The 22251-nt window shown below is 35.2% G+C and carries 29 protein-coding genes and 1 tRNA gene; 29 read left to right on the forward strand and 1 reads right to left on the reverse strand.

Annotated features, from left to right (window positions below):
• The first annotated feature begins 28 nt into the window (after nucleotides 1–28).
• The 19 genes from gap to PHD84_02185 all read left to right on the forward strand — a co-directional run bounded on the left by gap (nucleotide 29) and on the right by PHD84_02185 (nucleotide 12424).
• Nucleotides 29–1030, forward strand: a complete 1002-nt coding sequence (gene gap, locus PHD84_02095; protein ID MDD5636596.1) for a type I glyceraldehyde-3-phosphate dehydrogenase — start codon at nucleotides 29–31, stop codon at nucleotides 1028–1030.
• A 125-nt stretch (nucleotides 1031–1155) separates the two neighbouring features.
• The gene (tpiA, locus tag PHD84_02100) at nucleotides 1156–1911 is read left to right on the forward strand and encodes a triose-phosphate isomerase (protein ID MDD5636597.1); all 756 of its coding nucleotides are present in this window, start codon (nucleotides 1156–1158) and stop codon (nucleotides 1909–1911) included.
• A 157-nt stretch (nucleotides 1912–2068) separates the two neighbouring features.
• Nucleotides 2069–2293 carry a preprotein translocase subunit SecG gene (gene secG / locus PHD84_02105; GenBank protein ID MDD5636598.1) on the forward strand — a complete coding sequence of 75 codons (225 nt, stop codon included), beginning with the start codon at nucleotides 2069–2071 and terminating at the stop codon, nucleotides 2291–2293.
• Between the two features lie 22 nt (nucleotides 2294–2315).
• The gene (locus PHD84_02110; protein ID MDD5636599.1) at nucleotides 2316–3359 is read left to right on the forward strand and encodes a nicotinate phosphoribosyltransferase; all 1044 of its coding nucleotides are present in this window, start codon (nucleotides 2316–2318) and stop codon (nucleotides 3357–3359) included.
• A 260-nt stretch (nucleotides 3360–3619) separates the two neighbouring features.
• Nucleotides 3620–3707, forward strand: a tRNA-Leu gene (locus PHD84_02115).
• Nucleotides 3708–4150: 443 nt separating this feature from the next.
• A complete protein-coding gene (locus PHD84_02120) occupies nucleotides 4151–4660 on the forward strand; it encodes a Na+/H+ antiporter subunit E (protein ID MDD5636600.1) in 510 nt (169 codons plus the stop codon).
• Entirely contained in the window at nucleotides 4657–4932 is a 276-nt protein-coding gene (locus PHD84_02125) for a cation:proton antiporter (protein ID MDD5636601.1), read from the forward strand. Before PHD84_02120 ends, PHD84_02125 begins: the two co-directional genes overlap by 4 nt.
• The gene (mnhG, locus tag PHD84_02130; protein MDD5636602.1) at nucleotides 4929–5291 is read left to right on the forward strand and encodes a monovalent cation/H(+) antiporter subunit G; all 363 of its coding nucleotides are present in this window, start codon (nucleotides 4929–4931) and stop codon (nucleotides 5289–5291) included. Before PHD84_02125 ends, mnhG begins: the two co-directional genes overlap by 4 nt.
• Nucleotides 5288–5530, forward strand: coding sequence for a DUF4040 domain-containing protein (locus tag PHD84_02135; protein MDD5636603.1), 243 nt, complete (start codon nucleotides 5288–5290; stop codon nucleotides 5528–5530). Before mnhG ends, PHD84_02135 begins: the two co-directional genes overlap by 4 nt.
• Before the next feature lie 11 nt (nucleotides 5531–5541).
• Nucleotides 5542–5808: a hypothetical protein gene (locus PHD84_02140; protein MDD5636604.1), complete on the forward strand. Its 267-nt coding sequence runs from the start codon at nucleotides 5542–5544 to the stop codon at nucleotides 5806–5808.
• Nucleotides 5805–6284: an MnhB domain-containing protein gene (locus tag PHD84_02145; protein ID MDD5636605.1), complete on the forward strand. Its 480-nt coding sequence runs from the start codon at nucleotides 5805–5807 to the stop codon at nucleotides 6282–6284. Before PHD84_02140 ends, PHD84_02145 begins: the two co-directional genes overlap by 4 nt.
• A gap of 1 nt (nucleotide 6285) precedes the next feature.
• Nucleotides 6286–6633 (forward strand): NADH-quinone oxidoreductase subunit K, encoded by a 348-nt coding sequence (locus PHD84_02150; protein MDD5636606.1) that lies wholly within the window; start codon nucleotides 6286–6288, stop codon nucleotides 6631–6633.
• A complete protein-coding gene (locus PHD84_02155) occupies nucleotides 6630–8198 on the forward strand; it encodes a proton-conducting transporter membrane subunit (protein ID MDD5636607.1) in 1569 nt (522 codons plus the stop codon). Before PHD84_02150 ends, PHD84_02155 begins: the two co-directional genes overlap by 4 nt.
• Nucleotide 8199: 1 nt before the next feature.
• Nucleotides 8200–8541 (forward strand): hydrogenase, encoded by a 342-nt coding sequence (locus PHD84_02160; protein ID MDD5636608.1) that lies wholly within the window; start codon nucleotides 8200–8202, stop codon nucleotides 8539–8541.
• Nucleotides 8542–8545: 4 nt separating this feature from the next.
• Complete coding sequence (locus tag PHD84_02165) at nucleotides 8546–9016, forward strand: NADH-quinone oxidoreductase subunit B family protein (GenBank protein ID MDD5636609.1); 471 nt, start codon at nucleotides 8546–8548, stop codon at nucleotides 9014–9016.
• 28 nt (nucleotides 9017–9044) lie between these two features.
• On the forward strand, nucleotides 9045–9560 hold the full coding sequence (locus PHD84_02170; protein MDD5636610.1) for an NADH-quinone oxidoreductase subunit C: 516 nt from the start codon (nucleotides 9045–9047) through the stop codon (nucleotides 9558–9560).
• Nucleotides 9561–9571: 11 nt separating this feature from the next.
• Nucleotides 9572–10795: a nickel-dependent hydrogenase large subunit gene (locus tag PHD84_02175; protein ID MDD5636611.1), complete on the forward strand. Its 1224-nt coding sequence runs from the start codon at nucleotides 9572–9574 to the stop codon at nucleotides 10793–10795.
• A complete protein-coding gene (locus tag PHD84_02180; protein MDD5636612.1) occupies nucleotides 10792–11799 on the forward strand; it encodes an NADH-quinone oxidoreductase subunit H in 1008 nt (335 codons plus the stop codon). The genes PHD84_02175 and PHD84_02180 overlap by 4 nt, the downstream gene beginning before the upstream one ends.
• 217 nt (nucleotides 11800–12016) lie before the next feature.
• Nucleotides 12017–12424, forward strand: a complete 408-nt coding sequence (locus tag PHD84_02185) for a 4Fe-4S binding protein (GenBank protein MDD5636613.1) — start codon at nucleotides 12017–12019, stop codon at nucleotides 12422–12424.
• 416 nt (nucleotides 12425–12840) lie between these two features.
• On the opposite strand, the gene hycI is transcribed toward PHD84_02185, so the two are convergent.
• A complete protein-coding gene (gene hycI, locus PHD84_02190; GenBank protein ID MDD5636614.1) occupies nucleotides 12841–13287 on the reverse strand; it encodes a hydrogenase maturation peptidase HycI in 447 nt (148 codons plus the stop codon).
• A 505-nt stretch (nucleotides 13288–13792) separates the two neighbouring features.
• Here hycI and PHD84_02195 point away from each other — a divergent pair.
• The 10 genes from PHD84_02195 (at nucleotide 13793) to nuoF (ending at nucleotide 22228) form a co-directional block, all read left to right on the forward strand.
• On the forward strand, nucleotides 13793–14437 hold the full coding sequence (locus tag PHD84_02195; GenBank protein ID MDD5636615.1) for an SPOR domain-containing protein: 645 nt from the start codon (nucleotides 13793–13795) through the stop codon (nucleotides 14435–14437).
• Nucleotides 14438–14516: 79 nt separating this feature from the next.
• Nucleotides 14517–15134 carry a redox-sensing transcriptional repressor Rex gene (locus PHD84_02200; GenBank protein ID MDD5636616.1) on the forward strand — a complete coding sequence of 206 codons (618 nt, stop codon included), beginning with the start codon at nucleotides 14517–14519 and terminating at the stop codon, nucleotides 15132–15134.
• A 253-nt stretch (nucleotides 15135–15387) separates the two neighbouring features.
• Complete coding sequence (locus tag PHD84_02205; GenBank protein ID MDD5636617.1) at nucleotides 15388–15735, forward strand: hypothetical protein; 348 nt, start codon at nucleotides 15388–15390, stop codon at nucleotides 15733–15735.
• Nucleotides 15732–16664 (forward strand): CBS domain-containing protein, encoded by a 933-nt coding sequence (locus PHD84_02210; protein ID MDD5636618.1) that lies wholly within the window; start codon nucleotides 15732–15734, stop codon nucleotides 16662–16664. Before PHD84_02205 ends, PHD84_02210 begins: the two co-directional genes overlap by 4 nt.
• A gap of 2 nt (nucleotides 16665–16666) precedes the next feature.
• Nucleotides 16667–17011, forward strand: coding sequence for a DRTGG domain-containing protein (locus PHD84_02215; protein MDD5636619.1), 345 nt, complete (start codon nucleotides 16667–16669; stop codon nucleotides 17009–17011).
• Nucleotides 16965–17744 carry a PHP domain-containing protein gene (locus PHD84_02220; protein ID MDD5636620.1) on the forward strand — a complete coding sequence of 260 codons (780 nt, stop codon included), beginning with the start codon at nucleotides 16965–16967 and terminating at the stop codon, nucleotides 17742–17744. Before PHD84_02215 ends, PHD84_02220 begins: the two co-directional genes overlap by 47 nt.
• Nucleotides 17716–18252, forward strand: coding sequence for an ATP-binding protein (locus PHD84_02225; GenBank protein MDD5636621.1), 537 nt, complete (start codon nucleotides 17716–17718; stop codon nucleotides 18250–18252). The genes PHD84_02220 and PHD84_02225 overlap by 29 nt, the downstream gene beginning before the upstream one ends.
• 58 nt (nucleotides 18253–18310) lie before the next feature.
• On the forward strand, nucleotides 18311–18679 hold the full coding sequence (locus tag PHD84_02230; GenBank protein ID MDD5636622.1) for a (2Fe-2S) ferredoxin domain-containing protein: 369 nt from the start codon (nucleotides 18311–18313) through the stop codon (nucleotides 18677–18679).
• Nucleotides 18679–19176 carry an NADH-quinone oxidoreductase subunit NuoE gene (gene nuoE / locus PHD84_02235; protein MDD5636623.1) on the forward strand — a complete coding sequence of 166 codons (498 nt, stop codon included), beginning with the start codon at nucleotides 18679–18681 and terminating at the stop codon, nucleotides 19174–19176. Before PHD84_02230 ends, nuoE begins: the two co-directional genes overlap by 1 nt.
• A gap of 22 nt (nucleotides 19177–19198) precedes the next feature.
• Nucleotides 19199–22228 (forward strand): NADH-quinone oxidoreductase subunit NuoF, encoded by a 3030-nt coding sequence (gene nuoF, locus PHD84_02240; GenBank protein ID MDD5636624.1) that lies wholly within the window; start codon nucleotides 19199–19201, stop codon nucleotides 22226–22228.
• The last annotated feature ends 23 nt before the right edge of the window (nucleotides 22229–22251 follow it).

The following is a 22251-nucleotide window of genomic DNA, read 5'->3' on the forward strand; positions in this document are numbered from 1 at the left end:
AAAATATTTCACAAAAAAAGGAGGAAATATGGGTATTAAAGTAGGGATTAATGGATTTGGCAGAATTGGTAGAAATGTATTGCGAGCTGCACTTAAGGATCATGATATTGATTTTGTGGCAGTAAATGATATTACTGATGCCAAAACTCTGGCACATCTATTAAAATATGATTCGGTACATAGAATTTTAAAAGAAGATGTTGAAGTTAGTAATGATGTAATTACAGTTGCTGGAAGAGAAATAAAGGTGTTAAAGATAAAAGATCCATCAGATTTACCCTGGAAGGAATTGGGAGTAGAAGTTGTCATTGAGTCCACAGGATTATTCCGGGATAGGGATAGTGCCAGCAAGCATTTATCAGCAGGTGCCAGAAAAGTCATAATTACTGCTCCAGCCAAAGGAGAGGATATTACCATTGTTATGGGAGTAAATGAAAAAGATTATCTGTATGCAGAACATCATATTATATCCAATGCTTCCTGTACCACTAATTGCCTGGCGCCAGTAGTAAAGGTTCTACATGACACCTTCGGCATTGAAAAAGGGATTATGTCTACCATTCATTCTTATACTTCTGATCAAATGTTATTAGATGCTCCTCATAAAAGTGATTTGCGACGTGCCAGAGCAGCAGCGCTTTCTATGGTTCCAACTACTACAGGAGCAGCAAAAGCGGTTACATTGGTTATCCCTGAATTGAAGGGGAGATTAAACGGAATGGCTTTTAGAGTTCCTACTCCCAATGTATCGGTGGTAGATTTATCAGTATGGCTGAAAAAGGATGTAACTGTAGAACAGATTAACCAGGCACTGAAAGAAGCTGCTCAGGGTCATCTTAAAGGTATTCTGGATTATAATGAACTGCCCCTGGTTTCCAGTGACTACAATGGTAATTCTTATTCCTCTATTGTCGATGGCTTATCTACTATGGTTGTAGATGGAAATTTAGCCAAAGTAGTTTCCTGGTATGATAATGAATGGGGTTACTCCTGCAGAGTCATTGATTTGGCGAAATATATCATAAAATAATATTAAGTCATTAAGATTATATAGATAACCTAATATAACATAAAAATCACATGAAAAATAGAATGTGAATTCATAGCCTCACCTTAGAGGTGGGGCTATGAATAATTTGAGCAGGAGGATTTTAAATGCGCAAACCCTTGATTATTGGCAATTGGAAAATGAATAAGACAGTTACTGAAAGTATTGCCTTAATAAAAGAATTGATAGGTTTTGTAAAGGATTATCAGGAAGCAGAGGTGGTTATATGTCCACCATTTACTTCCTTATGGACTGCCAGAGAATTGATTCAGGATACCAATATTATTTTGGGAGCTCAGAATGTCTATTTTCAGAATGAAGGAGCCTATACCGGGGAGATATCTGCCAGAATGTTACAAAATATTGGCTGTAGCTATGTTATACTTGGTCATTCAGAAAGAAGGGAGTATTTTCAGGAAAGTTCACTGGAAGTTGCTAGAAAGGTTGAGCAAGTTCTTAATTTTGGAATTAAACCGATTATCTGTGTTGGAGAAAAATTGGCAGAGAGGGAAACAGGAAAAGCACAGGATGTAGTTAGAGAAGAAATAGAAGCCATCTTTGCTATATTGAAGTCAGAAGAGGCTATAAATATTGTATTTGCTTATGAACCTATTTGGGCTATTGGCACTGGTAAATCGGCAACTCCGCAGGATGCCAGTGAAATGATTCAATATATTCGTACATTATTGGATAATAAATATAGTAAAATAATTGCTCAACAAATCAGGATTTTATATGGAGGGAGTGTTAATCCGGAGAATATAAAACCACTGATGGCTGAATTCGAAATTGATGGTGCACTGGTTGGTGGAGCAAGCTTGCAGGCTCAAACATTTTCTAGGTTAGTAAAATATCAAGAGTGAAAGTTTAACCCATTCTTTTAAAATTAATTACCTAACCAACTTGATGCAATGGTGTAAATATGTTATTATTCATAAGCATATCAGTGATTTCATTTGTGAATTTATGATTTCAACAGATAAAATTACTTAGTAGTATAAAAAAAGGAGACAATTAACAATGCCTACATGGCTCATGTTGATTCAAATCATTATTAGTATAATACTTATTGGCGTAGTGTTATTCCAAACCAGAAAGGCAAGTTCGGGGGGTGGCATCTTTGGCGGAGGTACCTTTGCTGATCATAGAGGCAGAAAAGGGAAAGAACTACTTTTACTCAAATTAACAACAGCCATAGCAGTTTTGTTTATGATATCTTCTATCATGATTAGTATTTATAAATAAATTAGTTGGAAAAAGGAAATAGATGGTTGCAAATAAGAAAATGTATACCACTGACGAAATAAAGCATTATCAAGTTGAACCTGACCGAAGATTATTTTCTGCTAATCATGAAGAAATTGAAAGAGGATTAACTACTGATATTTATTTTATTAGAGCAATAGAGGTCCTTAATTTCTTGAAACTGGATGCTACAGAGGTTACTGCAGAAATATTTGCCAGGCGAGCAGGAATTTTTGCTGGTGTGCAGGAAGCATATAATTTGCTCAAAGATAAAAAGATCAAACTTTGGTCACTACAAGAAGGGAATTCATTTCAACCCAAAGAAACAGTAATGAGAATCCAGGGTCCCTATAATGAATTTGGAGTTTATGAAACAATAATATTAGGGATATTAGCCAGCAGTTCTGCCTGGGCAACTGCAGCACGGGAATGCTGTGAGGTCGCAAATGGTAAAAAAATTATCTGTTTTGGCTCGCGGCATATTCATCCAGCTGTTGCTCCTGTTATGGAAAGAGCAGCACTTATTGGAGGAGTGGATGGAGCAAGTTGTGTACTGGGAGCAAAATTGATGGGGCAAGAACCCCAAGGTACTATTCCACATACTGTAATAATAATTACCGGGGATACAGTGAAAGCAGCAAAAGCTTATCATGAGTGTTTTTCTCCGGATATACCCAGAGTAATTTTGATAGATACCTTCAAAGATGAGGCTGAAGAATCAATTAGGGTTGCTAATGCTTTGGGCAAGAGCCTTCTGGGTGTCCGTCTTGACACTCCAAGTGAAAGAGGAGGGGTATCCCCTGATTTGGTTAAAGAGGTACGAGCACGATTAGATCAGGCAGGATATGCTCATGTTAAGATTTTTGTTTCAGGAGGAGTAACACCAGAGAGAATTGTTTTATTAAGCAAGGAAGCTGTTGATGCCTTTGGAGTGGGTAGTTACATTAGCGATGCCTCACCCATTGATATGACTCTTGATATTAAGGAAGTTGAAGGGAAGCCTATTGCCAAAAGAGGGCGGATACCTGGTAAAATTGAAAACAAGAATTTAGTTCAATTAATTTAGATATAGTAGTAAGCGTTAGCAGTAATGTTATCAGTTTTTAGTTTTTTGTTTTTGTCTAAAACTTAAATTACCAAAATAGTTTTATATTTATTTTATTATATTTAAGAATAAATTAGTATTATTACAATTAATATTTGTTTTTAGATTAAACAATGAGTAAGTTGTTTAATTAATGCCAAGCCAATTTTTAATTAGAATAAATTCAATAAATATCTATTCAACTATTAACTAAAAACTGTAAACCAAAAAATTCTTTTATTGCCGGGATGGCGGAATAGGTAGACGCGCCAGCTTGAGGGGCTGGTAGGCATATTGCTTGTGGGGGTTCAAATCCCCCTCCCGGCACCATAGATTCTATTTTAAGAGAAATTAAAATTTTATTTATAATGATAGTTAGGAAGGGGACATTGGTGCCCTTTTTATTTTTTGTTTTACTATTTAAAGATTAAGATAGATAAGGTCAAAATTTTTACTGGAAGGAAGTAAGAAGAAAGAGAAAATAATGACTGAAGAGATGCGGTATAAGATAGACAGAAATCAAGAGAAAAAGAGAATAAAAAATTTTGCTAAAGAAATTGCATCATCCAGTAAAAATGTGCTATACTTTTGCCAGTGTTTTGTAAAATAGAAATGAATCTTAAATTTGTAAGAAAGATATATTTTGGTAAGTTCTTTAACAAATCTATTTTGGTAATAAAAAATAGCAAAACAACAATAAATCAAAGATTTTATTGATAAACCTTACCCATTATAGTCAATCAATAAATACAGACCTATAGCGAGGTGATGTAATGATAAGTTTTATTATCACTTTTATTTTGAGTTTTTTCGCTTATCTATTTTTAACTGCCAGTCAAGGAGAAGTTTTAGGATTATGGAGTCAAAATGAAATAATAGCCGCCCTAATTGTTGGTCTCATTGTAACTATTATCTCTGCCAGAGTATTATTTCAGAAAAAACGTTACCACCTTTTAAACCCATTAAAATGGGTTATTTTTTTGTTTTATCTGGTTGGCCCCTTTTTTTATGCTATGGCCAAAGCAAATATTGATGTTGCTTACCGCGTAATTACAGGTAAAATCAACCCGGGAATTGTAAAAATATCACCCAAATTAAAGAGCGATGCTGCCATAACCTTACTGGCAAACTCTATTACCCTTACTCCTGGAACACTAAGTGTGGATATAGATGAAAAGAATAATGATCTTTATATCCATTGGATTAATGTTACTAATTTGAAACCTTCTATTGAAGATATTTGTGGTACTTTTTCCGAATGGGCGAGGAGGATAGCAGAATGACTCAATTATTGAACTATTTTTTAATTACAGGAGTATTATTAACAGTATTTATTCTAATATCTCTGTTTCGTTTGATTTCCGGTCCCACTGTACCTGATCGTGTTGTAGCTATGGATACCATTAATACTTTAATTGTAGCAGGAATGATTCTCTTTGGTGCAGCCTTTGAAGAAATTATTTATATCGATGTGGCAATAGTATATGCCTTATTATCATATATTGCTACTCTGTATATTGCTAAATATCTTGAGAGGAGGGCAAAAGATAAGTGACCATTTTATCGATTATTTTATTTTTATTTTTATTAATAGGAATATTTTTCAATGGATTGGGATCCATTGGTTTAATGAGATTTCCTGATGTTTACACCAGATTGCATGCTGCTACAAAATGCACTACGTTTGGTTCTATATTCACATCATTGTCTGTTATCATTTTTGGTTTTTATTTTTGGAAAGCCAACGGTGATTCTAAATTCGGAGTTCTGGCATTGCATACCATCATAGCTTTGGTTTGTTTGATTATAACCAATCCTACTGGAGCTCATGCTATTGCTCGGGCAGCTTACCGCAGTGGAGTGATGCCTAAACAGGCAGTGATTGATCAATTAAAGGAGGCAAAGCTGAAATGAGCCCATTAGTAAGTATTGCTCATATTGCTGTACTGGTTGTTATGATTATTGCATCAATTTTAGCTGTAGTACTAAGGGATTTATTACCTTCAGTTATTGCCCTGGCTGCAGCCAGTTTACTTTTGTCCTTAGAATTTTATCTTCTGCATGCTCCTGATGTAGCAATAGCAGAAGCAGGAATTGGGGCAGCTTTGACTATGGCAATTTATATTTTTGCCATCAGGGCAACGAAGAAGTAAGAGGTGAGATTATGAAAAAATCAATATTTGGTATTGCTTTTATATTATTTGTAGCTTTTATGATTCTAGCTGCCTTTGGTATGAGACCTTTTGGGGAGCCAGCTTTTAGTGAAATGGATGACTATTATATAGAAAATGCTCAGGCTGAAACAGGAGCTAATAATGTAGTAACTACCATAGTTTTTGATTACCGTGGTTTTGATACCCTGGGAGAAGCAACTGTTTTATTTACTGCAGTGGTAGGTATTGTGGCATTATTTAGGGAGGTGGCAAAATGAGAGAAGAAATGTCTCGTATTGTTAGAACCATAACTAATTTGATTTATGGTTTTATCGCTGTTTATGGATTTTATGTCATAATACATGGTCATCTCACTCCTGGAGGAGGTTTTCAGGGAGGAGCGATTGTAGCTTCAGCCTTTGCTTTATTGTTAGTAACTTATGGCAATAAAAATACTCAAAGCTTTTTAGCAAAAGATATTCTTTCTTTGCTGGAAAGCACCGGATTGGTTCTTTTTATTACATTTGCATTTTTTGGATTAGGTGCAACTTTTTTTTATAATTTTCTTTCCAACAGTGGCGGATTATTCGGTTCACCAGCTACAATCGGTGTCAATCCAGGTGATCTAAATACAGGTGGTACTATAACGCTGATGAATATGGCAGTGGGTTTAGAAGTGCTGGCAGCATTAGGAGTAATTGTTCTTACCATGTCTGTTGCCGCTGAAACTATACAGAAGAAGGAGAAGCCGTGATATGATTGGAAATTTTCCCTTTGTTGCAGTGGTAATTTTGATTGGATTAGGAATCTATACCCTGATTTTTAAGAAAAATCTAATTAAGATTGCCATCGGAATAACACTAATTGAAAATGGTACCAATTTATTTTTAATTACTTTAGGATACCGAAAGGGAGCCGTAGCGCCAATTTATACACAGGCGCCAGAAGGAGTCAAAATGGTTCTTCCTACACCTCAAGCTTTAACCTTGACCAGTATTGTTATAGGAGTTGCTACAACTGCTTTGATTCTTTCTATTGCCATGATTCTTTACCAAAAATATGGTACATTAAATACAGATGAAATAAGGAGGTTAAGAGGATGAGCAGCATTTTGATGCATGCACCTGCTTTAGTAATTGCCTTGCCTCTATTAGCGGCTTTTATTACTCCTGTTATAGGTCGTTTTAATCGTAAAACAATAAGTTGGTTTGTATCCTTTATATTAGGACTAACGTTATTATTGATCATATTCATAGCTAATCAGGTCTTAACTAATGGTGCTTTGATTTATGTTTTTGGAGGAAGTGAGGCAGGTTTAACATTACCATCTGGATATACAGTACCCATCAGAATCATTTTCCATATTGACGGAATGGGAATATTTATGGGATTGATAACAGCCGTTGTCTCTTTTTTAGCTGCTATTTATTCAATTTCTTTTATGGAACAACATAGTGGATTAGAAAAGTATTACACACTGTTACTCTTATTGGCAACCGGGATGTTTGGTATGGAATTAACTGGAGATATTTTCAACTTTTTTGTTTTTTTGGAGATCGCTTCTATTGCTTCAGTAGCGCTGATTTCCTTTCGGAGTACTCTTGCAGGTGAACCTGCTGAGGCAGGATTTAAATATATGGTAGTTAGTTCCATATCTGCCTTAATGGTACTATTTGCTATTGGATTATTTTATGGTCAATATGATGTTTTGAACATGGCGACTATTGCCAGTGTTATGCAATTTACCCAACTTGATAAAATAGCTTTAATACTTTTAGTATCTGTTTTGGCAATGAAGGCAGGTTCAGTGCCAATGCATATGTGGACACCAGATGCTTATTCGGAAGCCCCGGCAGCGATTACTATGGTTCTGGTTGCTGCCAGTCAAGCTAGCCTTTATGCTCTTTTTAGAATTACATTTTCTCTCTATAATGTCACTTTAAATACAGTAACAGTTGGCTGGATTATTATTATTCTGGGTATACTTTCTATGTTTATCGGTGTTACTATGGCTATTATTCAGAAGGATATTAAGCGTTTAATGGCTTATCACGCCATTTCTCAGACTGGTTATATGCTTTTAGGAGTGGGAGTAGGCCTGGCTGTTCTAGCAAATCCGGTAGCTTTAGAAAGTTTTGGAATAAAAGCAATGGAAGGTGGAATCTTTCATATTATGAACCATGCTATGTATAAAGGTTTATTATTTTTAACTGCTGGTGCCTTATTCTATAGGACAGGTACCAGAGATTTAAATAAGATGGGTGGTTTAGCTAATAACATGATGTATACTACTATCTTCTTTATAATCGGTGCAGCAGCTATTGCTGGAATACCACCCTTTAATGGTTTTGCCTCCAAGTTAATTATCTATGAGTCAGTCTATCAATTTAATCCTTTATTATCAATTATTGCTATGCTGGTTAGTATTTTAACCCTGGCTTCTTTTGTGAAAGTATTTCATAGTGCCTTTTTAGGTCCTAAACTGGAAAAATATAAGTCAGTACAGGAAGTTCCTAAAAGTATGGTAGTGGCAATGGCTACCTTAGCCTGCATCATTGTATTTTTTGGATTATTTCCCGATCTCATCGTTAAACATATTGTTCATCCTGCAGTGATGGCTTTGATTAATCAGGCTCACTATACCGCAACAATATTGGGAGGAATATAGTATGAATATTGGTTTATTAGAAACAGGAAGTGGTTACTGGAATGCGATAATATGGGTCTTAGTTACTATTATAGTTGGAATTGGTGTTTTATGGCTAAGGAATAAAGGTGAAGGAAACTATAAAAAAGATACCAATCAAACAAAACCTTTCCTTTCTGGCAATCCAGAAGTAAGTAAAGAAGACTCTCATGTCGGAGCAAGCCATATCTACTGGGGATTCACTGAGGCTTTAAAGAATTATTATGAGCCCCTGATTAAACTACATACCGGGGACATTAATGATTATAGTGGATGGATTGTTTTAGTAATGGCTATTATATTTATTATAGTTGGGGTGAGTTAGCACAATGAAATTAGATAAGTATTTAGATCGTTCTTTATGGGTATTTCATTTAAATACAGGTTCTTGTAATGGTTGTGATATTGAAATTGTGGCTTTATTAACACCAAGATATGATGTGGAAAGATTTGGTATAAAACTGGTGGGAAGCCCAAAGCATGCCGATGTACTATTAGTGACTGGTCCTGTCAATAGAAAGATGCTACCAAGGTTGAAACTGATATATGAACAGACTCCCGATCCCAAAGCTGTTATTGTAGTTGGCACCTGTGGTACAAGTGGCGGTGTATTTTATGATTCTTATAATATAGTGGGACCAGTGGACAAGCACATTCCCGTGGATGTATATGTACCTGGATGTCCAATAAGGCCAGAAGCAATAATTAATGGAGTCTTGAAAGCCTGGTTAAAATTAGAGAGATTAAGAGGCTCCTCTGGTGCAGAGATTGAAAAGAAAATAGAAGAGGTTAGTGCTTAAAATAAAATGAGAAGGTTCAGGTGATAATATGGAATATTATAATGCCCAAGAGTTATTATCATTTTTAGAAGAAAATTTGAAAGAAAACATTTTAGAAATTCGCCTTGAATCCAGAAAGGCAGGAATCAAGCAGGAAGAGTTTCATAATATCTGGTTAGAGGTGAAAAGAGAAAAATTCAGGGGTACTGTGAAGCTATTAATGAGTTTACAATATCCTCACATTGCTATTATTTCCGGTCATGATACCGGCGAAACCATTGAACTGGTTTATCTTTTTTCCCTCTTTTATGGAGAGAAATTTAAAGAAATTTCAATTAATGTCAAGGTGAGATTAGAGAGAAAGAATCCAGCTATCGAGAGTATAACTGATTTAATTCCTGGAGCTCAAACAACAGAAAGGGAAATTAAAGAGATGTTGGGAGTAGAATTCATAGGACTTCCGGATATGCGAAATATCTTTTTACCATACGATTTCCCTAAAAATGTTTTTCCCTTCCGAAAAGATCAAAAAGGCTTGGACGAACTCGTTCCAAAGGAAAGTTGAGGTGATTATAGTTGAGTAAATCTACTTATAAGGTACCCATCGGGCCTATTCATCCGTCATTGGAAGAACCAATGACCTTCAATTTTGAGATATCCGGCGAAAGAATTCAGTCGGTAGATTTAGCACCGGGTGATAATCATCGGGGTATCGAATTTATGGGAAGAAATAGAAATATTATTCAAATAATATATCTGGCAGAAAGAATTTGCGGGATATGTTCAGCTTCTCATCCCTTTGCTTTTTGTCGTGCCGTTGAAAACGCTGCTGGTATAGAGGTGCCGCCCAGAGCAGAATATATTAGAGTTATTATTTCTGAGTTAGAAAGAATTCATTCTCATATTCTCTGGGCAGGAGTAGCCGCACATGAGTTAGGTTTTGATTCAGTCTTATTCCTTTCCTGGAAAGTGAGAGAAGAGGTAATGGATCTATTGGAAATGCTTACTGGTAACCGGGTAAATTATGGGATGTTTATGATTGGTGGAGTTAGAAGGGACATTACGGAGCAACAAATTCCTTGGATTAGAAAAACTTTACAATATTATAAGGATGTTTATCAGAAACTAGAAGATGTTTTTCTCAAAGATCCCAGTATTGCCTTAAGGACTAAGAATGTTGGTATTTTAACCTATGAGGAAGCACTCAATTTAGCCAGTGTTGGTCCTACAACCAGAGCTTCAGGAGTAAAAAAAGATATCAGACAGGATCAGCCATATTCGGCTTATGCTGATTTTGATGTTCAAGCTATCACACCGGATAGTTATTCTGGTGAAGTAAATGGCGATGTTTTTGATCGTATTATTGTTCGAATATTGGAGGTTTTTCAGTCTGTCCAGATTATAGAATATTGTATCAACAACTTACCTGATGGAGAAATATTATCAGAGCCAAAAATTGCCAAGTTATTAGGTGTTTTGAAAAAAGTGAAGGGAGAAGGTGTGGGCAGACATGAAGCTCCACGTGGTGAAGTTATTCACTATGTAAAATTAAATGAATCGGAAAATCCAGAGGTGTGGAAAGCAAGAGCACCGACTTATAATAATCTAATGTCCTGGATGCCAATGTTACAGAGGCAGGAAGTAGCAGATATTCCTATTGTAATAGCTTCCATTGATCCCTGCATTGGTTGTATGGATAGAGTAACACTGGTTGATTCTAATACCTATAAAAAACAGGTGTTAACTAGAGAAGAATTAAGAAAGTTAAGTATCGAAAAAACCAGGAGGATGTTAAGATGAGTGGGAGCAGTATTTTAATCTTTATTCTCAAAATTGTTAGCGCTCTAATAATTGCTGTAATTGGTATATTGGTAGGTTTATTCTATAAAGGCATTGATCGTAAATTAGCTGCTATGATGCAATCCCGGGTAGGACCTCCGGTTAGACAGCCTTTTCTTGATTTTTTTAAGCTAATGATAAAGGAAAATATCGTTCCCGAAAATGCTATTCCCTGGATTTTTAATGGTGCACCAATGCTAGCTCTGGTTTCCACAATTACCATTTTATTTTATATTCCTTATGGTTCGCTACCAGCATTGTTTGGAAATTCTGGTGATTTGATATTAATTGCCTATCTGCTGGCTATACCAGCAATTGCCCTGGTAGCTGGTGGTTTTTCTTCAGGATCTACTTATGCCAGTATTGGAGCACAAAGAGAGATGGTTTTGATGATGAGTTATGAACTCCCTCTGGTTACTACCATTGTTGCTTTAGGGTGGAGATTAAATTTGGCCTACCCCGGATTAAAGGTTTTTTCCTTAGCAGTTTTAAGTGCTAATCCTATCTGGAGTTTAGTTGGCCCGCTGGGTTTTATTGGCGCCATATTGTTGCTCTTTACCTTAGCTATTGTAACTCCAGCAGAGTTATCCATTGTTCCTTTTGATATTCCTGAAGCAGAAACCGAACTGGCAGGAGGCATCTTGGTGGAGTATTCTGGTCGAAATTTAGCCTTATTTGAACTGGCTAATGCAGTAAAAATGATAGTAATGGGAGCCTTGACTGTTGTTTTATTTTTCCCATATAATATTGCCCATTTATTTTCATTAAATGGCTTCTTTGCCTATATTGTCGATACGTTATTCTTTTTCTTTAAATTATTCATTGTCATATTCTTTGAAGCAACCTTTATTAGAGTTGCTATAGCACGTTTAAAAATTGATCAAGCTTCAGTTGCTTATTTAGTATTTCTTTCTATAGTTGGTTTGATGGGTTTATTATTGATAGCTATTGATTATATTATCTAATATCGAAATTTCTTTGAAGTTTTGATATTGCTAAAGATAATTTATTTACATAATCTATATAGAAGAAGTGTTCAGATATTCCTAAGGGGAAGAATTCCCTAGGGATATCCTGATTATAAAATAAAAGAAATTTTTTTAAAATGTATTTACTTTAAGGGATTTTAAGGCCTATCTACCCTGATTAACAGGCAATATAGATGAAATGAGGTGATAAAGAATGCCGACACCAATAGTGTTTGAGTTAATCAAACAACTTTTTCATAGACCTGCAACGAACTGTTTCCCGGTGAAATATTATCCCAGCCAAACAACTGTTACTGATCTTATTAAAAAAGTCCAGGATGGCCAGGTGAAGATAAACTCACCGGTAACGGTACCGGAGAAATTTAGAGGGAAAATAGTCTATGATAGGGAAAAATGTATCGGATGTCGCTTATGTGTTAGGGTATGTCCTTCCCGAGCGATTGAATTTCTTCCGGAAGAAAAAAAGATTAAAATCAGAATTGACCGCTGTATATTTTGTGCACAGTGTAATGATGTTTGTCCGGTCAATTGTCTGAGTATGTCTGAAAACTTTCTTTTAGCAAATGAAGATCGTTTTGATTCAGAGATGATTGTCCAATAATTTAAATTAAACAAGATAAGATGAAGTATAATGATTGTTTTATAAAATACTAAGATGCTACATTTTTATGAAGTATCTTAGTATTTGATTTTTATATAACCATTAGTAATATCTTGAAAGACTGTTTGATGGTTACATGAAACGACTTTACCACAAAGATTGATGTATACTAATTGACTATTTTCTACTCGAGGTTCAAAGTGGTAAGTTGTGTTACTGTTACTTAGATTGTTAAGATTAAATAAAATATTACATAAAAAAGAAAAGGGGAGAATAAAAAGTAATTTTAAAAAAGTTTAGTCTAGCATAAAAGTTCTTAAAGCTATCAGTGGTATAGGTATGTGTTTGCCTATACATTAAGTCAGTTTGAAATTTATAATTCTTTCTAGTCGATAGAAGAGTAAAAGGAGAAAGGATTAGGTGAAAATTGGAATAGCTTTAAGCTGGTTCTTTTCCAATAAGTTTTTAAGCTGATAGCATGCCTTTAGCACTGGTTTACTTAAATTTTCACTCATTTCAGTTGAAAGAGGTTGAATACCGATAAGTATGATTTTATGGCAATCAGGAGTCAAGTATTCTATGAGATAGGACAGAGACAGGTAATGAGTGGAAAGTTGCAGGGAAACAATTTTTTCTACGGGGATTACCCTAATACTACCTGCAATAAGATTCATTTCAACAGCATCGATAATTACCAACAGTTCAGGATGAATATTTTTAATAACTGAAGTGTAGTTTTCTGGAGCCGATTTTCCGTCTATCACCATCCAGTTATGATGCTTGAAATGCTGGGCAATAAAAGAACCAGCACCATCATCAGACCTTAGGGAATTACCTATCCCTAGGAGACAATTTTTGGACATTGAAAAAGTATTCCTTAATCTTTAAAAATTTAAATATTTTATAATTAAGTTCCTAACTTATATTATCATCGAGTCTATGCTAATATAATATCATAAAAATAAGGGTATGTAGATTATGGTTATTGTACTATAGTAGTCCTGTTTGAATAAAGCTGCAAAAAAGTAAATCAGAACTGTAATGAAAGAATGTATTATAGAACATAACTCAAATATGATATTGTAATAACATAATATTGAGGTTTAATTAAACTATAATATTTACTATTGGAGCAATGATTATAAAAAGTTGCAGTAAAGCACAAAGGATTGTAATATTATATTATAATAAAGATATAATTTCCTTTTGTTGTTTGAATCATATACTCTGAATGTTTTTAAAACAGAATTTTCTAATAATATTATCGGGTAAAGTTTGACAAAAAATCAATATGGATTTAAAAAATAGACAGAAGGATGGTAGGGGGGAATATCCCCTGACTATTTTGATTAAAGGAGGGGCATATCTTTGAGAAGAACCAGACGTATTTATAAAAGAAAAACCAGGAGTAATCTGGAAACCCTCATTATCTTAGTTGGAGCGATAGTTATCTTATCCATTGCCTTTTATATGGCAAGGGAAAAGAGTTTCTTGCCTCCAGAGAAATTAGAGTCAGAACAGCAAACTATTTCTAGAGAGGAAATGGTTAAAGTAGGTGAAGAAGAGCAAAGGGAAATTGATCAGTTAATTGCTCAGGATATTCCTAATGGTGAAAGACCGACTGAATCTGAAGCACCTATACCACAAAAGCCAGTAGAAAGAGAAGTTTCAAGCCAAACAACAGAGCAAATGGCTCAGAAGGAAAGTGATTTAGTATCCCGACAGACTGTGACTACACCTACACCGCCAAAGCAGGAAGTTTCTGTTAGTCAGACTGAAACAGTAACTCCATCAGGTACAGTTTATACCATTCAGGTAGGTTACTTTTCTATTGAGAGCAATGCCAGGGATTTAGCCAGAGAAATTGAAAATCGTGGATTTCAGACCTTTGTTATAGAACACAATAAGGCTTTTAAAGTGCAGGTAGGTGCTTACTCCTTGCGAGCACAGGCTGAAGAAGCTTCTCAGCAATTAAAAAGAATGGGTTATGAAACCTGGATTACCCAGAGATAACAAGAAGATTATTCAGACAGTCTTTCAGAGATACAATATTTAGAAAGGATAATTTCTTATTAAGATTAGTAAAAAATACATTCCGCAAGCTACTATCGATCGATTGTCAATTTATCATAGAACCTTAGCATCTTTGATTGAAGCAAAGAGAGTTAATGAATTTTCTACAATTTCCTCGTCCAGACTGTCAGATATAACCGGCATTAATCCCCATCAGATTAGAAAAGACCTTTCTTATTTTGGTGAATTTGGGAAAAGGGGAATTGGCTATCCTGTCCTGGAATTATTCACTAAATTAAAGGAGATATTGAAATCAAATCAAAAATGGAATTTAGTACTCGCTGGTGCTGGTAATTTAGGGACTGCCTTCCTTTGTTATAAAGGATTCCTCAAAAGAGGCTTTATCATAAAAGCAGTATTTGATAATGATATGGCTAAAGTAGGTAAAAAAATTGGCAATATCAGGATCAGACATATCCAGGACATGGAAAAATTTCTAAAAGAGCAGAAAATACGAATTGGTATTATTGCAGTACCTTCCCAATCGGCTCAAGAAGTAGCTGACCAGATGATTGCTGGAGGAGTCAGGTCAATACTTAATTTTGCTCCTATTAGTATAAAACATCCCCGGAAAATATCAATTAAACATATTGATATTGCTATTGAACTTGAAAAGCTGGTCTATTACTTATCTTAAATTTTATAAAATTATTATTTGTTAACAGGAGTGATGTATTTAAAATAAAACTAGATGACGAAATAATTTATGGCCATAAATTTAAGGATGAGTTTGACATATATTAAGGGCATATGATAAAATGACTTGGTGTGCTTTGTGATATTTTTCACAAATTTATCTTTTAGCAGAAAACAATATCACGATTAATTTTTATTTATTTTAGTTATTACCTTTTCTATTTATTTAAACTTTATATTCATGAGAGTATATTATGAAAATAAAAGATATTGTCAATACATTAGATGCCGAGGTCTTGACTGGAGAAGACTTGCTAGATCAGAATATTGAGGAGTTTGCAGCCAGTGATCTATTAAGTGATGTTCTTGCTTTAAGCAAGGACAATTTTTTATTATTAACTGGATTAACCTCTCATCAGGTGGTAAGAACCGCTGAGATTGCCGGAGGGGTAGGTGTGGTTTTTGTGAGGGGGAAAGCTCCTGAACAGGAAGCAATTGGTCTAGCTCGTTCCCACCGTATCCCACTTTTAATGACCTCCAAAACAATGTTTGATGCCTGTCGGGCAATTGTTGAGGCAATTATTAGTGAAGAGAAGAAATGACAATTTTACATTCCAGAGAAAAATTAACTTTAGCCAATGAGCTGATTTATGAGTTAAAAGTGAAAGATGCTATGACCAGTAAGGTAATTTTTTTTGGTGAGCAGGCTACCTTTCGTGAGATTCAATTGTCTTTGAAACAAAATAGAATTTCAGGAGTTCCAATCCTGGATGAGCAGAAAAATATAATTGGCATTGTCAGTATTGATAATGTAATTACTGCTCTGGATGAAGATTATGTGAACGATACGGTAAAAGATTATATGACTAAAGATGTGATAACCATTCCTCAAAATTATTCTTTGGTTTCAGCTATAAAGAAGTTTGAAAGATATAAATTTGGTCGTTTACCGGTAACAGGGAATGCCCATTCCCGTAAAATAGTTGGTATCATAACTATGGGAGATATTTTAAATCGACTGCTGCTAACTATTCAAACCATTGCCGAGAAAGTGGAACAAAAAGAAAACAGAAATTATCAGCTTTCCGATACCTTAATTAAGAATACTCCACAGAAACCACTTCGTTTTGAAGTCAAAAAAGCTGACTTTGATAATGCTGGCAGAGTAGCCAGTATCATAAGAACTTATCTACAAAAAATGACCATAGATAAACAGATTATTCGAAGAGTTGCCATTATTTGTTATGAGGCAGAGATGAATATTAGTATCCATTCCTTGGGGGGATATATTTCAGTAGAATTGGAACAGAATAGTATTATTATTACTGCTGTTGATTATGGGCCAGGTATTCCGGATATAGAAGAAGCAATGAAACCTGGTTTTACAACTGCTTCTGAACAGATCAGAGCTTTAGGATTTGGTGCAGGCATGGGTTTGCCCAATATAAAAAAATGCGCTGATCATCTAGAATTAGAATCTTCTATGGAAACCGGTACTATTTTAAAAGCAGTTATCCATATAGGAGGATAGAGATGAAATTAAGCCAGATTATAGTTAGATGTTCTTTGCAGAAGATTGTATTCTGTTCAGATGAGGAAATCAAAACAGGTTATTGTGGAGATTTAATGTCAGATGTTATTGCCCATGCCAGCAATGATAGTGTATGGATTACTATCCAAGCACATAAAAACAGTATAGCTGTAGCGCTGATCAAGGATATAAGGGCAATTATCTTTACCAATAATGTAGAAATAAACCAGGAATTGATAGAAAAAGCCAGGGAAGAACAGATTAATCTATTGAGAACTGAAAAAAATTCTTTTCAAATATGTGGTCTATTGTACCAGATGCTGGGAGGCAAATCTGATCAAGATTGATTTACATATTCACTCTTCTCTTTCAGCGTGTGGGGAAAATATTATGTCACCACAAAATATATTGAAAAAGGCAGAAAAAAGTGGATTCAACCTAATTGCTATTACTGATCACAATGCGGTTGCCCATTCGATTTTAATTAGTAAAATTAATAAAAAAAGCTCGGTTAATGTTATTCTCGGGATTGAGCTGACTACCCGGGAAGAGATTCACTTATTGGGTTATTTCCCAGATGAATTTAGTATGAGAGAGATGGAGAAGAAGATAAATGATTGTCTGCCAAAAATGAATAATAAACCTTCTTTTTTTGGTGACCAGCTAATCTATGATGAAAAAGGAGAGATAGTTGAAATAGATTATATGCTAAGACAAAATGCTTTACAAATAAGCTTAGATGAGTTGATTGACTTCATTCATTTTCTGGGTGGAATAGCAATACCGGCTCATATTAATAGAGATTACTGTAGTATAAAAAGCCAGATAGGTTTTTTAGATCCTACTAGTAATTTTGATGCAGTAGAAGTATCAAGATTCGAATGGATAAATAAGAAATATGAAATAGGAGATTTACTGGAAGGATTCCCGGTAATTAGCGGTTCAGATAGCCACTTTTTGGAAGATATTGGAACATTTTTTTTGGAAGTAAAAGATGATAATCATGTAATAGATTTTAACTCATTGCAAGATTTTCTAAGGAAGACCGGAAATGAAAAATATAGCGGACCATCTCTTTGATATTATAGAAAATTCAGTTAATGCCGGGGCAAATGAAGTTATTGTGAAAATAACTTACACTAAAAGTATTTTTTTTTGTAGCATTTCCGATAATGGGAAAGGAATTATTGGGCAGGAAGTATTAGATCCTTTTGTAACTTCTAGGAAGACCAGAAGAGTTGGACTGGGTCTTCCCTTATTAAAAAGAACAGCAGAGGATACCGGCGGATATTTAAAGATAAGAAGGATAAATAAAAAAGGAGGGACTGCGCTTCAATTTAAGATAGACATGTCTCATATTGATGCCAAACCTTTTGGTGATTTGGCTTGGACTTTTACAGATATATTCTTTGCCTGGCCGGAAATTAATCTTAAATTATTTATTACAAAAGAAGATAGAGAGGAACTGATTTTAGATTTCCTGGAATTACGCAATGAAATTGCTAAAGGATTAAAAAATTATATAAAAATAAGAAAACATATTTATGAGGTATTACAAAAAGAATTTAAAAAAATAAATATTAGGTAACTTATTTTTAAGGTATTAATATTATTCAATACAAATTAATGTTTGGAGAGGAGGAGCTATGAAAAATTTAGAAGAACTAAAAATGATGCGGGAGAAGGTAAAGAAAGATTTAAAGCTTAGATCGGGAAAGCATCGTGTCAAGATAGTAGTAGGAATGGGTAGTTGTGGAATAGCTGCTGGGGCGAGAGAAACAATGAATGAATTCTTGGAATTGATTGAAAAAAGCAAAAAAACGGATATTATTATTACCGCTTCAGGATGTTTTGGTTTTTGCGCCCAAGAACCTATGATTCATGTGTATGTAGAAGAAGATAGACCGGTAACTTATCGCAATGTTGATGTAGAAGCAGCAAGGACAATCTTTAACGATCATGTTTTAAACAATAGAGTAGTAGAAAAATATTTATTTTCAAAGGGGAAAAAATAATGAGTGAAACAACTATCATTAAAAATGATGAATGCACTGTTGAAGAAAAGTACCAGGAATTAGGGAGTTTTATTAGAGATAATCAAGAGAAAAGGGGCTATTTAATCCCCGTCTTGTATAAAGCGCAATCCTTGTTTGGTTATTTACCTTCAGAAGTCCAAAAATTCGTTGCCGAGGAGATGAATATTTCTGTTAGTGAAGTATTTGGAGTGGTTACATTTTATTCTTATTTCAAAACACAACCTGTAGGTCGGCATACTATTACAATCTGCATGGGAACAGCTTGTTATGTAAGAGGTGCTAAAAAGATTCTGGAGGCATTAGAAAATAAATTGGGTATAAAGATAGGAGAAACAACAGAAGATCTGAGATTTACTTTAGGAGAACAACGTTGTTTTGGGTCATGCGGAATGGCTCCAGTTATTATGATTGACAATGAAGTTCATGGTCGGTTAACTCCCAGTAAATTAGACGCAATTTTAGAGAAATACAAATAGTTTAATAAGGAGTACATAAATTATGAATAATATAAGAGTTCAGCTTCTTCTATGTCATGGTACTTCTTGTATGTCTAATGGTTCAGTAAGAGTTAGAGAAGCGTTGGAAGTGGCATTAAAAGAGGCTAATCTGGAAAAAGAGGTAGAAATTATTACCACTGGATGTATGGGTATATGTGAACTGGGACCCATTATGGTTGTTTATCCTGATGGAGTGTTTTATCAACAATTAAAACCAGAGGATGCCCGGGAAATTGTACAGGAACATATCTTAAAAGGCAGAGTAGTGCAGCGGCTTTTTTATAAAAAGCCAAAAACAGAAGAATTAGTAGCTATGATAGAAGATATTGATTTCTTTAAATTACAGAGAAAAATTGCTCGCCGAAACTGTGGAATTATTGATGTTAACACCATTGATGATTATATCGGCGCTGATGGTTTTATGGCTTTAGGGAAAGCTTTGACAGAGATGACTCCCCAGCAAGTAATTGATGAGATTAAAAAATCAGGGTTGAGAGGTAGAGGTGGTGCCGGTTTTCCAACTGGATTGAAGTGGGAATTTGCAGCAAGAGCCTCTGGAAAACAAAAATATATTTTATGTAATGCAGACGAAGGTGATCCCGGTGCATTTATGGATCGTAGTATGCTAGAAGGAGACTCTTACAGTGTATTAGAAGCTATGATGATTGGCGGTTATGCTATTGGAGCTAACCAGGGATATATTTATGTACGAGCGGAGTATCCCTTGGCTATTGAAAGGCTAAAGATTGCCATCAAAGAGATGAGGAAACATCAGCTACTGGGCAAGAATATCCTGGGGACTGGTTTTGATTTTGATGTTGAAATTAGAATGGGTGCGGGAGCATTTGTTTGTGGTGAGGAAACTGCTTTAATGCGCTCTATTGAAGGCAAGAGGGGAGAACCCAGGCCAAGACCTCCCTTCCCTGCTAATAAAGGATTATTTGAATCCCCTACTGTTTTAAATAATGTAGAAACGCTGGCTAATATACCTTATATAATTTTATATGGAGCTGAAAATTTTGCTTCTGTTGGAACTGAAAAGAGTAAAGGAACTAAGATATTTGCTCTGGCTGGAAATATTAACAATACCGGTTTAATTGAAGTCCCCATAGGTATTACCCTAGGTGAAGTTGTTTATAATATAGGCGGAGGGATTCCGGGAAATAAAAAATTTAAAGCTGTTCAAATTGGCGGTCCGTCTGGTGGTTGCATTCCAGCACAACATCTGAATACAATAGTTGATTATGAAACATTAAAAGAGCTGGGTGCCATTATGGGCTCAGGCGGATTGATAGTAATGGATGAAGATACCTGTATGGTCGATATAGCCCGTTATTTTATGGAGTTTATTCAGGACGAATCTTGTGGTAAATGCACTCCTTGTCGTGAAGGTACCAGGGTGATGCTGGAGATATTAACCAGGATTTGTGAAGGTAAGGGCAAGATGGAAGATCTGGATACCCTGGAAGAATTATCTTATCGAATTAAAGATACAGCTCTTTGTGGATTAGGACAAACTGCCCCCAATCCGGTTCTATCCACATTAAGATACTTTAGACATGAGTATATCGAACATATTAGAGATAAGAAATGTAGAGCAGGAGTATGTGCAGAATTAGTATATGCACCTTGTAATAATTCTTGTCCTGCTTCAGTTAATGTACCGGCATATCTGGCTTACACCAAAGAGGGTCAATATAAAAAAGCAATGCAGGCACACTTAAGAACAAATCCTTTTCCAGCGGTATGCGGAAGGGTATGCCCTGCTTTCTGTGAATCCAGATGTCGAAGAAAGGATATTGATGATGCCATCAATATTCGTGCTGTCAAGAGATTTATGGCTGATCAGGTTGATAATTATCTGGATTGTTTCCCTGAAAAAAATAGTAAAAATGGTAAAAAAGTTGCCATTATTGGTGGTGGTCCTTCTGGACTTTCCAATGCTTATTTTCTAACTATGTTAGGATATGAAACAACAGTATTTGAAGCACAACCAAAAGCTGGAGGAATGTTAACCTATGCTATCCCATCTTATCGTTTACCAAAGAATATTGTGAAAAAAGAGATTCAAGCACTGGTAGATTACGGAGTTAAGATACAAACAAACACAAGGATTGGAGAGGATATGACTTTAGATCAGCTGAGAAAAGAAGGTTACCAAGCATTCTATGTTTCTGCTGGTGCCTGGGACTGCATTATGCCTGAGATGGACAACTTAGATGATTCCAGAATTTTTAGCGGTTTAGAATTCTTATCTAAATTTAATAGAAAGGAAAAGCTTGATATTGGCAAAGAGGTAATAGTGATTGGTGGCGGTAATTCTGCCATTGATGCAGCTAGAACTGCTAAAAGGCTTGGAGCAAAGGTTACCATCGTTTATCGAAGAACCAGAGAAGAAATGCCTGCTGATGAAGCTGAAGTTAATGAAGCTGAAAGAGAAGGTATAAAGATTTCTTTACTACAAAATATAAAGTCAGTGAAATCAAACAAAGATTTCCTGGAAGTAGAGTTAGTGAATATGAAATTAGGCAATTATGATGCTTCTGGTCGGCGTAAGCCCATTGAAATTAAAGAATCTACTTTTATCAAGAAAGTCGATTGTTTAATCTTATCTATTGGGCAAAAACCTGCTATTTCAGATTTATTCCATAATGAAGAAATTGTTCTCAATCGGGATCAGACTATTCCCACTGAAAAAGGAGTAACCAAAATACAAGATGTTTTTGCCGGTGGTGATGTGGCATTAGGTCCTGCTACTGTAGTTGAGGCGATAGGAGAAGCACAGAATGCTGCTGAAGCTATTGATTTTTATTTAACTGGTAAAAAGAGAGTTTATCCCTGGAGGATAAAAGATCCAATTAACGTGGATTTTGATCCTGAATCAGATCCAGTAGATTACGCACGTTCTCAGGTCCATCTCCTTCCGATTCAAGAAAGAGGAGTTCATAACGAGGTAGAAAAAACATGGAATAAAGAGATAACCTGTAGAGAAAGCAGCAGGTGCTTACGTTGTGAATATCGAGAGGACTAATATTGAAAGAAAGGATTGAAATA

This window comes from Atribacterota bacterium (assembly GCA_028717805.1).
Lineage (GTDB): Bacteria > Atribacterota > Phoenicimicrobiia > Phoenicimicrobiales > Stramentimicrobiaceae > Stramentimicrobium.

Excerpts from the sequence above, each read along its gene's own strand:
- gap (MDD5636596.1), top strand. The coding sequence starts at position 29 with ATGGGTATTAAAGTAGGGATTAATGGATTTGGCAGAATTGGTAGAAAT.
- tpiA (MDD5636597.1), top strand. The coding sequence starts at position 1,156 with ATGCGCAAACCCTTGATTATTGGCAATTGGAAAATGAATAAGACAGTT.
- secG (MDD5636598.1), top strand. The coding sequence starts at position 2,069 with ATGCCTACATGGCTCATGTTGATTCAAATCATTATTAGTATAATACTT.
- PHD84_02110 (MDD5636599.1), top strand. The coding sequence starts at position 2,316 with ATGGTTGCAAATAAGAAAATGTATACCACTGACGAAATAAAGCATTAT.
- PHD84_02120 (MDD5636600.1), top strand. The coding sequence starts at position 4,151 with ATGATAAGTTTTATTATCACTTTTATTTTGAGTTTTTTCGCTTATCTA.
- PHD84_02125 (MDD5636601.1), top strand. The coding sequence starts at position 4,657 with ATGACTCAATTATTGAACTATTTTTTAATTACAGGAGTATTATTAACA.
- PHD84_02135 (MDD5636603.1), top strand. The coding sequence starts at position 5,288 with ATGAGCCCATTAGTAAGTATTGCTCATATTGCTGTACTGGTTGTTATG.
- PHD84_02140 (MDD5636604.1), top strand. The coding sequence starts at position 5,542 with ATGAAAAAATCAATATTTGGTATTGCTTTTATATTATTTGTAGCTTTT.
- PHD84_02145 (MDD5636605.1), top strand. The coding sequence starts at position 5,805 with ATGAGAGAAGAAATGTCTCGTATTGTTAGAACCATAACTAATTTGATT.
- PHD84_02150 (MDD5636606.1), top strand. The coding sequence starts at position 6,286 with ATGATTGGAAATTTTCCCTTTGTTGCAGTGGTAATTTTGATTGGATTA.
- PHD84_02155 (MDD5636607.1), top strand. The coding sequence starts at position 6,630 with ATGAGCAGCATTTTGATGCATGCACCTGCTTTAGTAATTGCCTTGCCT.
- PHD84_02160 (MDD5636608.1), top strand. The coding sequence starts at position 8,200 with ATGAATATTGGTTTATTAGAAACAGGAAGTGGTTACTGGAATGCGATA.
- PHD84_02165 (MDD5636609.1), top strand. The coding sequence starts at position 8,546 with ATGAAATTAGATAAGTATTTAGATCGTTCTTTATGGGTATTTCATTTA.
- PHD84_02170 (MDD5636610.1), top strand. The coding sequence starts at position 9,045 with ATGGAATATTATAATGCCCAAGAGTTATTATCATTTTTAGAAGAAAAT.
- PHD84_02180 (MDD5636612.1), top strand. The coding sequence starts at position 10,792 with ATGAGTGGGAGCAGTATTTTAATCTTTATTCTCAAAATTGTTAGCGCT.
- PHD84_02185 (MDD5636613.1), top strand. The coding sequence starts at position 12,017 with ATGCCGACACCAATAGTGTTTGAGTTAATCAAACAACTTTTTCATAGA.
- hycI (MDD5636614.1), bottom strand. The coding sequence starts at position 13,287 with ATGTCCAAAAATTGTCTCCTAGGGATAGGTAATTCCCTAAGGTCTGAT.
- PHD84_02205 (MDD5636617.1), top strand. The coding sequence starts at position 15,388 with ATGAAAATAAAAGATATTGTCAATACATTAGATGCCGAGGTCTTGACT.
- PHD84_02210 (MDD5636618.1), top strand. The coding sequence starts at position 15,732 with ATGACAATTTTACATTCCAGAGAAAAATTAACTTTAGCCAATGAGCTG.
- PHD84_02215 (MDD5636619.1), top strand. The coding sequence starts at position 16,667 with ATGAAATTAAGCCAGATTATAGTTAGATGTTCTTTGCAGAAGATTGTA.
- PHD84_02225 (MDD5636621.1), top strand. The coding sequence starts at position 17,716 with ATGAAAAATATAGCGGACCATCTCTTTGATATTATAGAAAATTCAGTT.
- PHD84_02230 (MDD5636622.1), top strand. The coding sequence starts at position 18,311 with ATGAAAAATTTAGAAGAACTAAAAATGATGCGGGAGAAGGTAAAGAAA.
- nuoE (MDD5636623.1), top strand. The coding sequence starts at position 18,679 with ATGAGTGAAACAACTATCATTAAAAATGATGAATGCACTGTTGAAGAA.
- nuoF (MDD5636624.1), top strand. The coding sequence starts at position 19,199 with ATGAATAATATAAGAGTTCAGCTTCTTCTATGTCATGGTACTTCTTGT.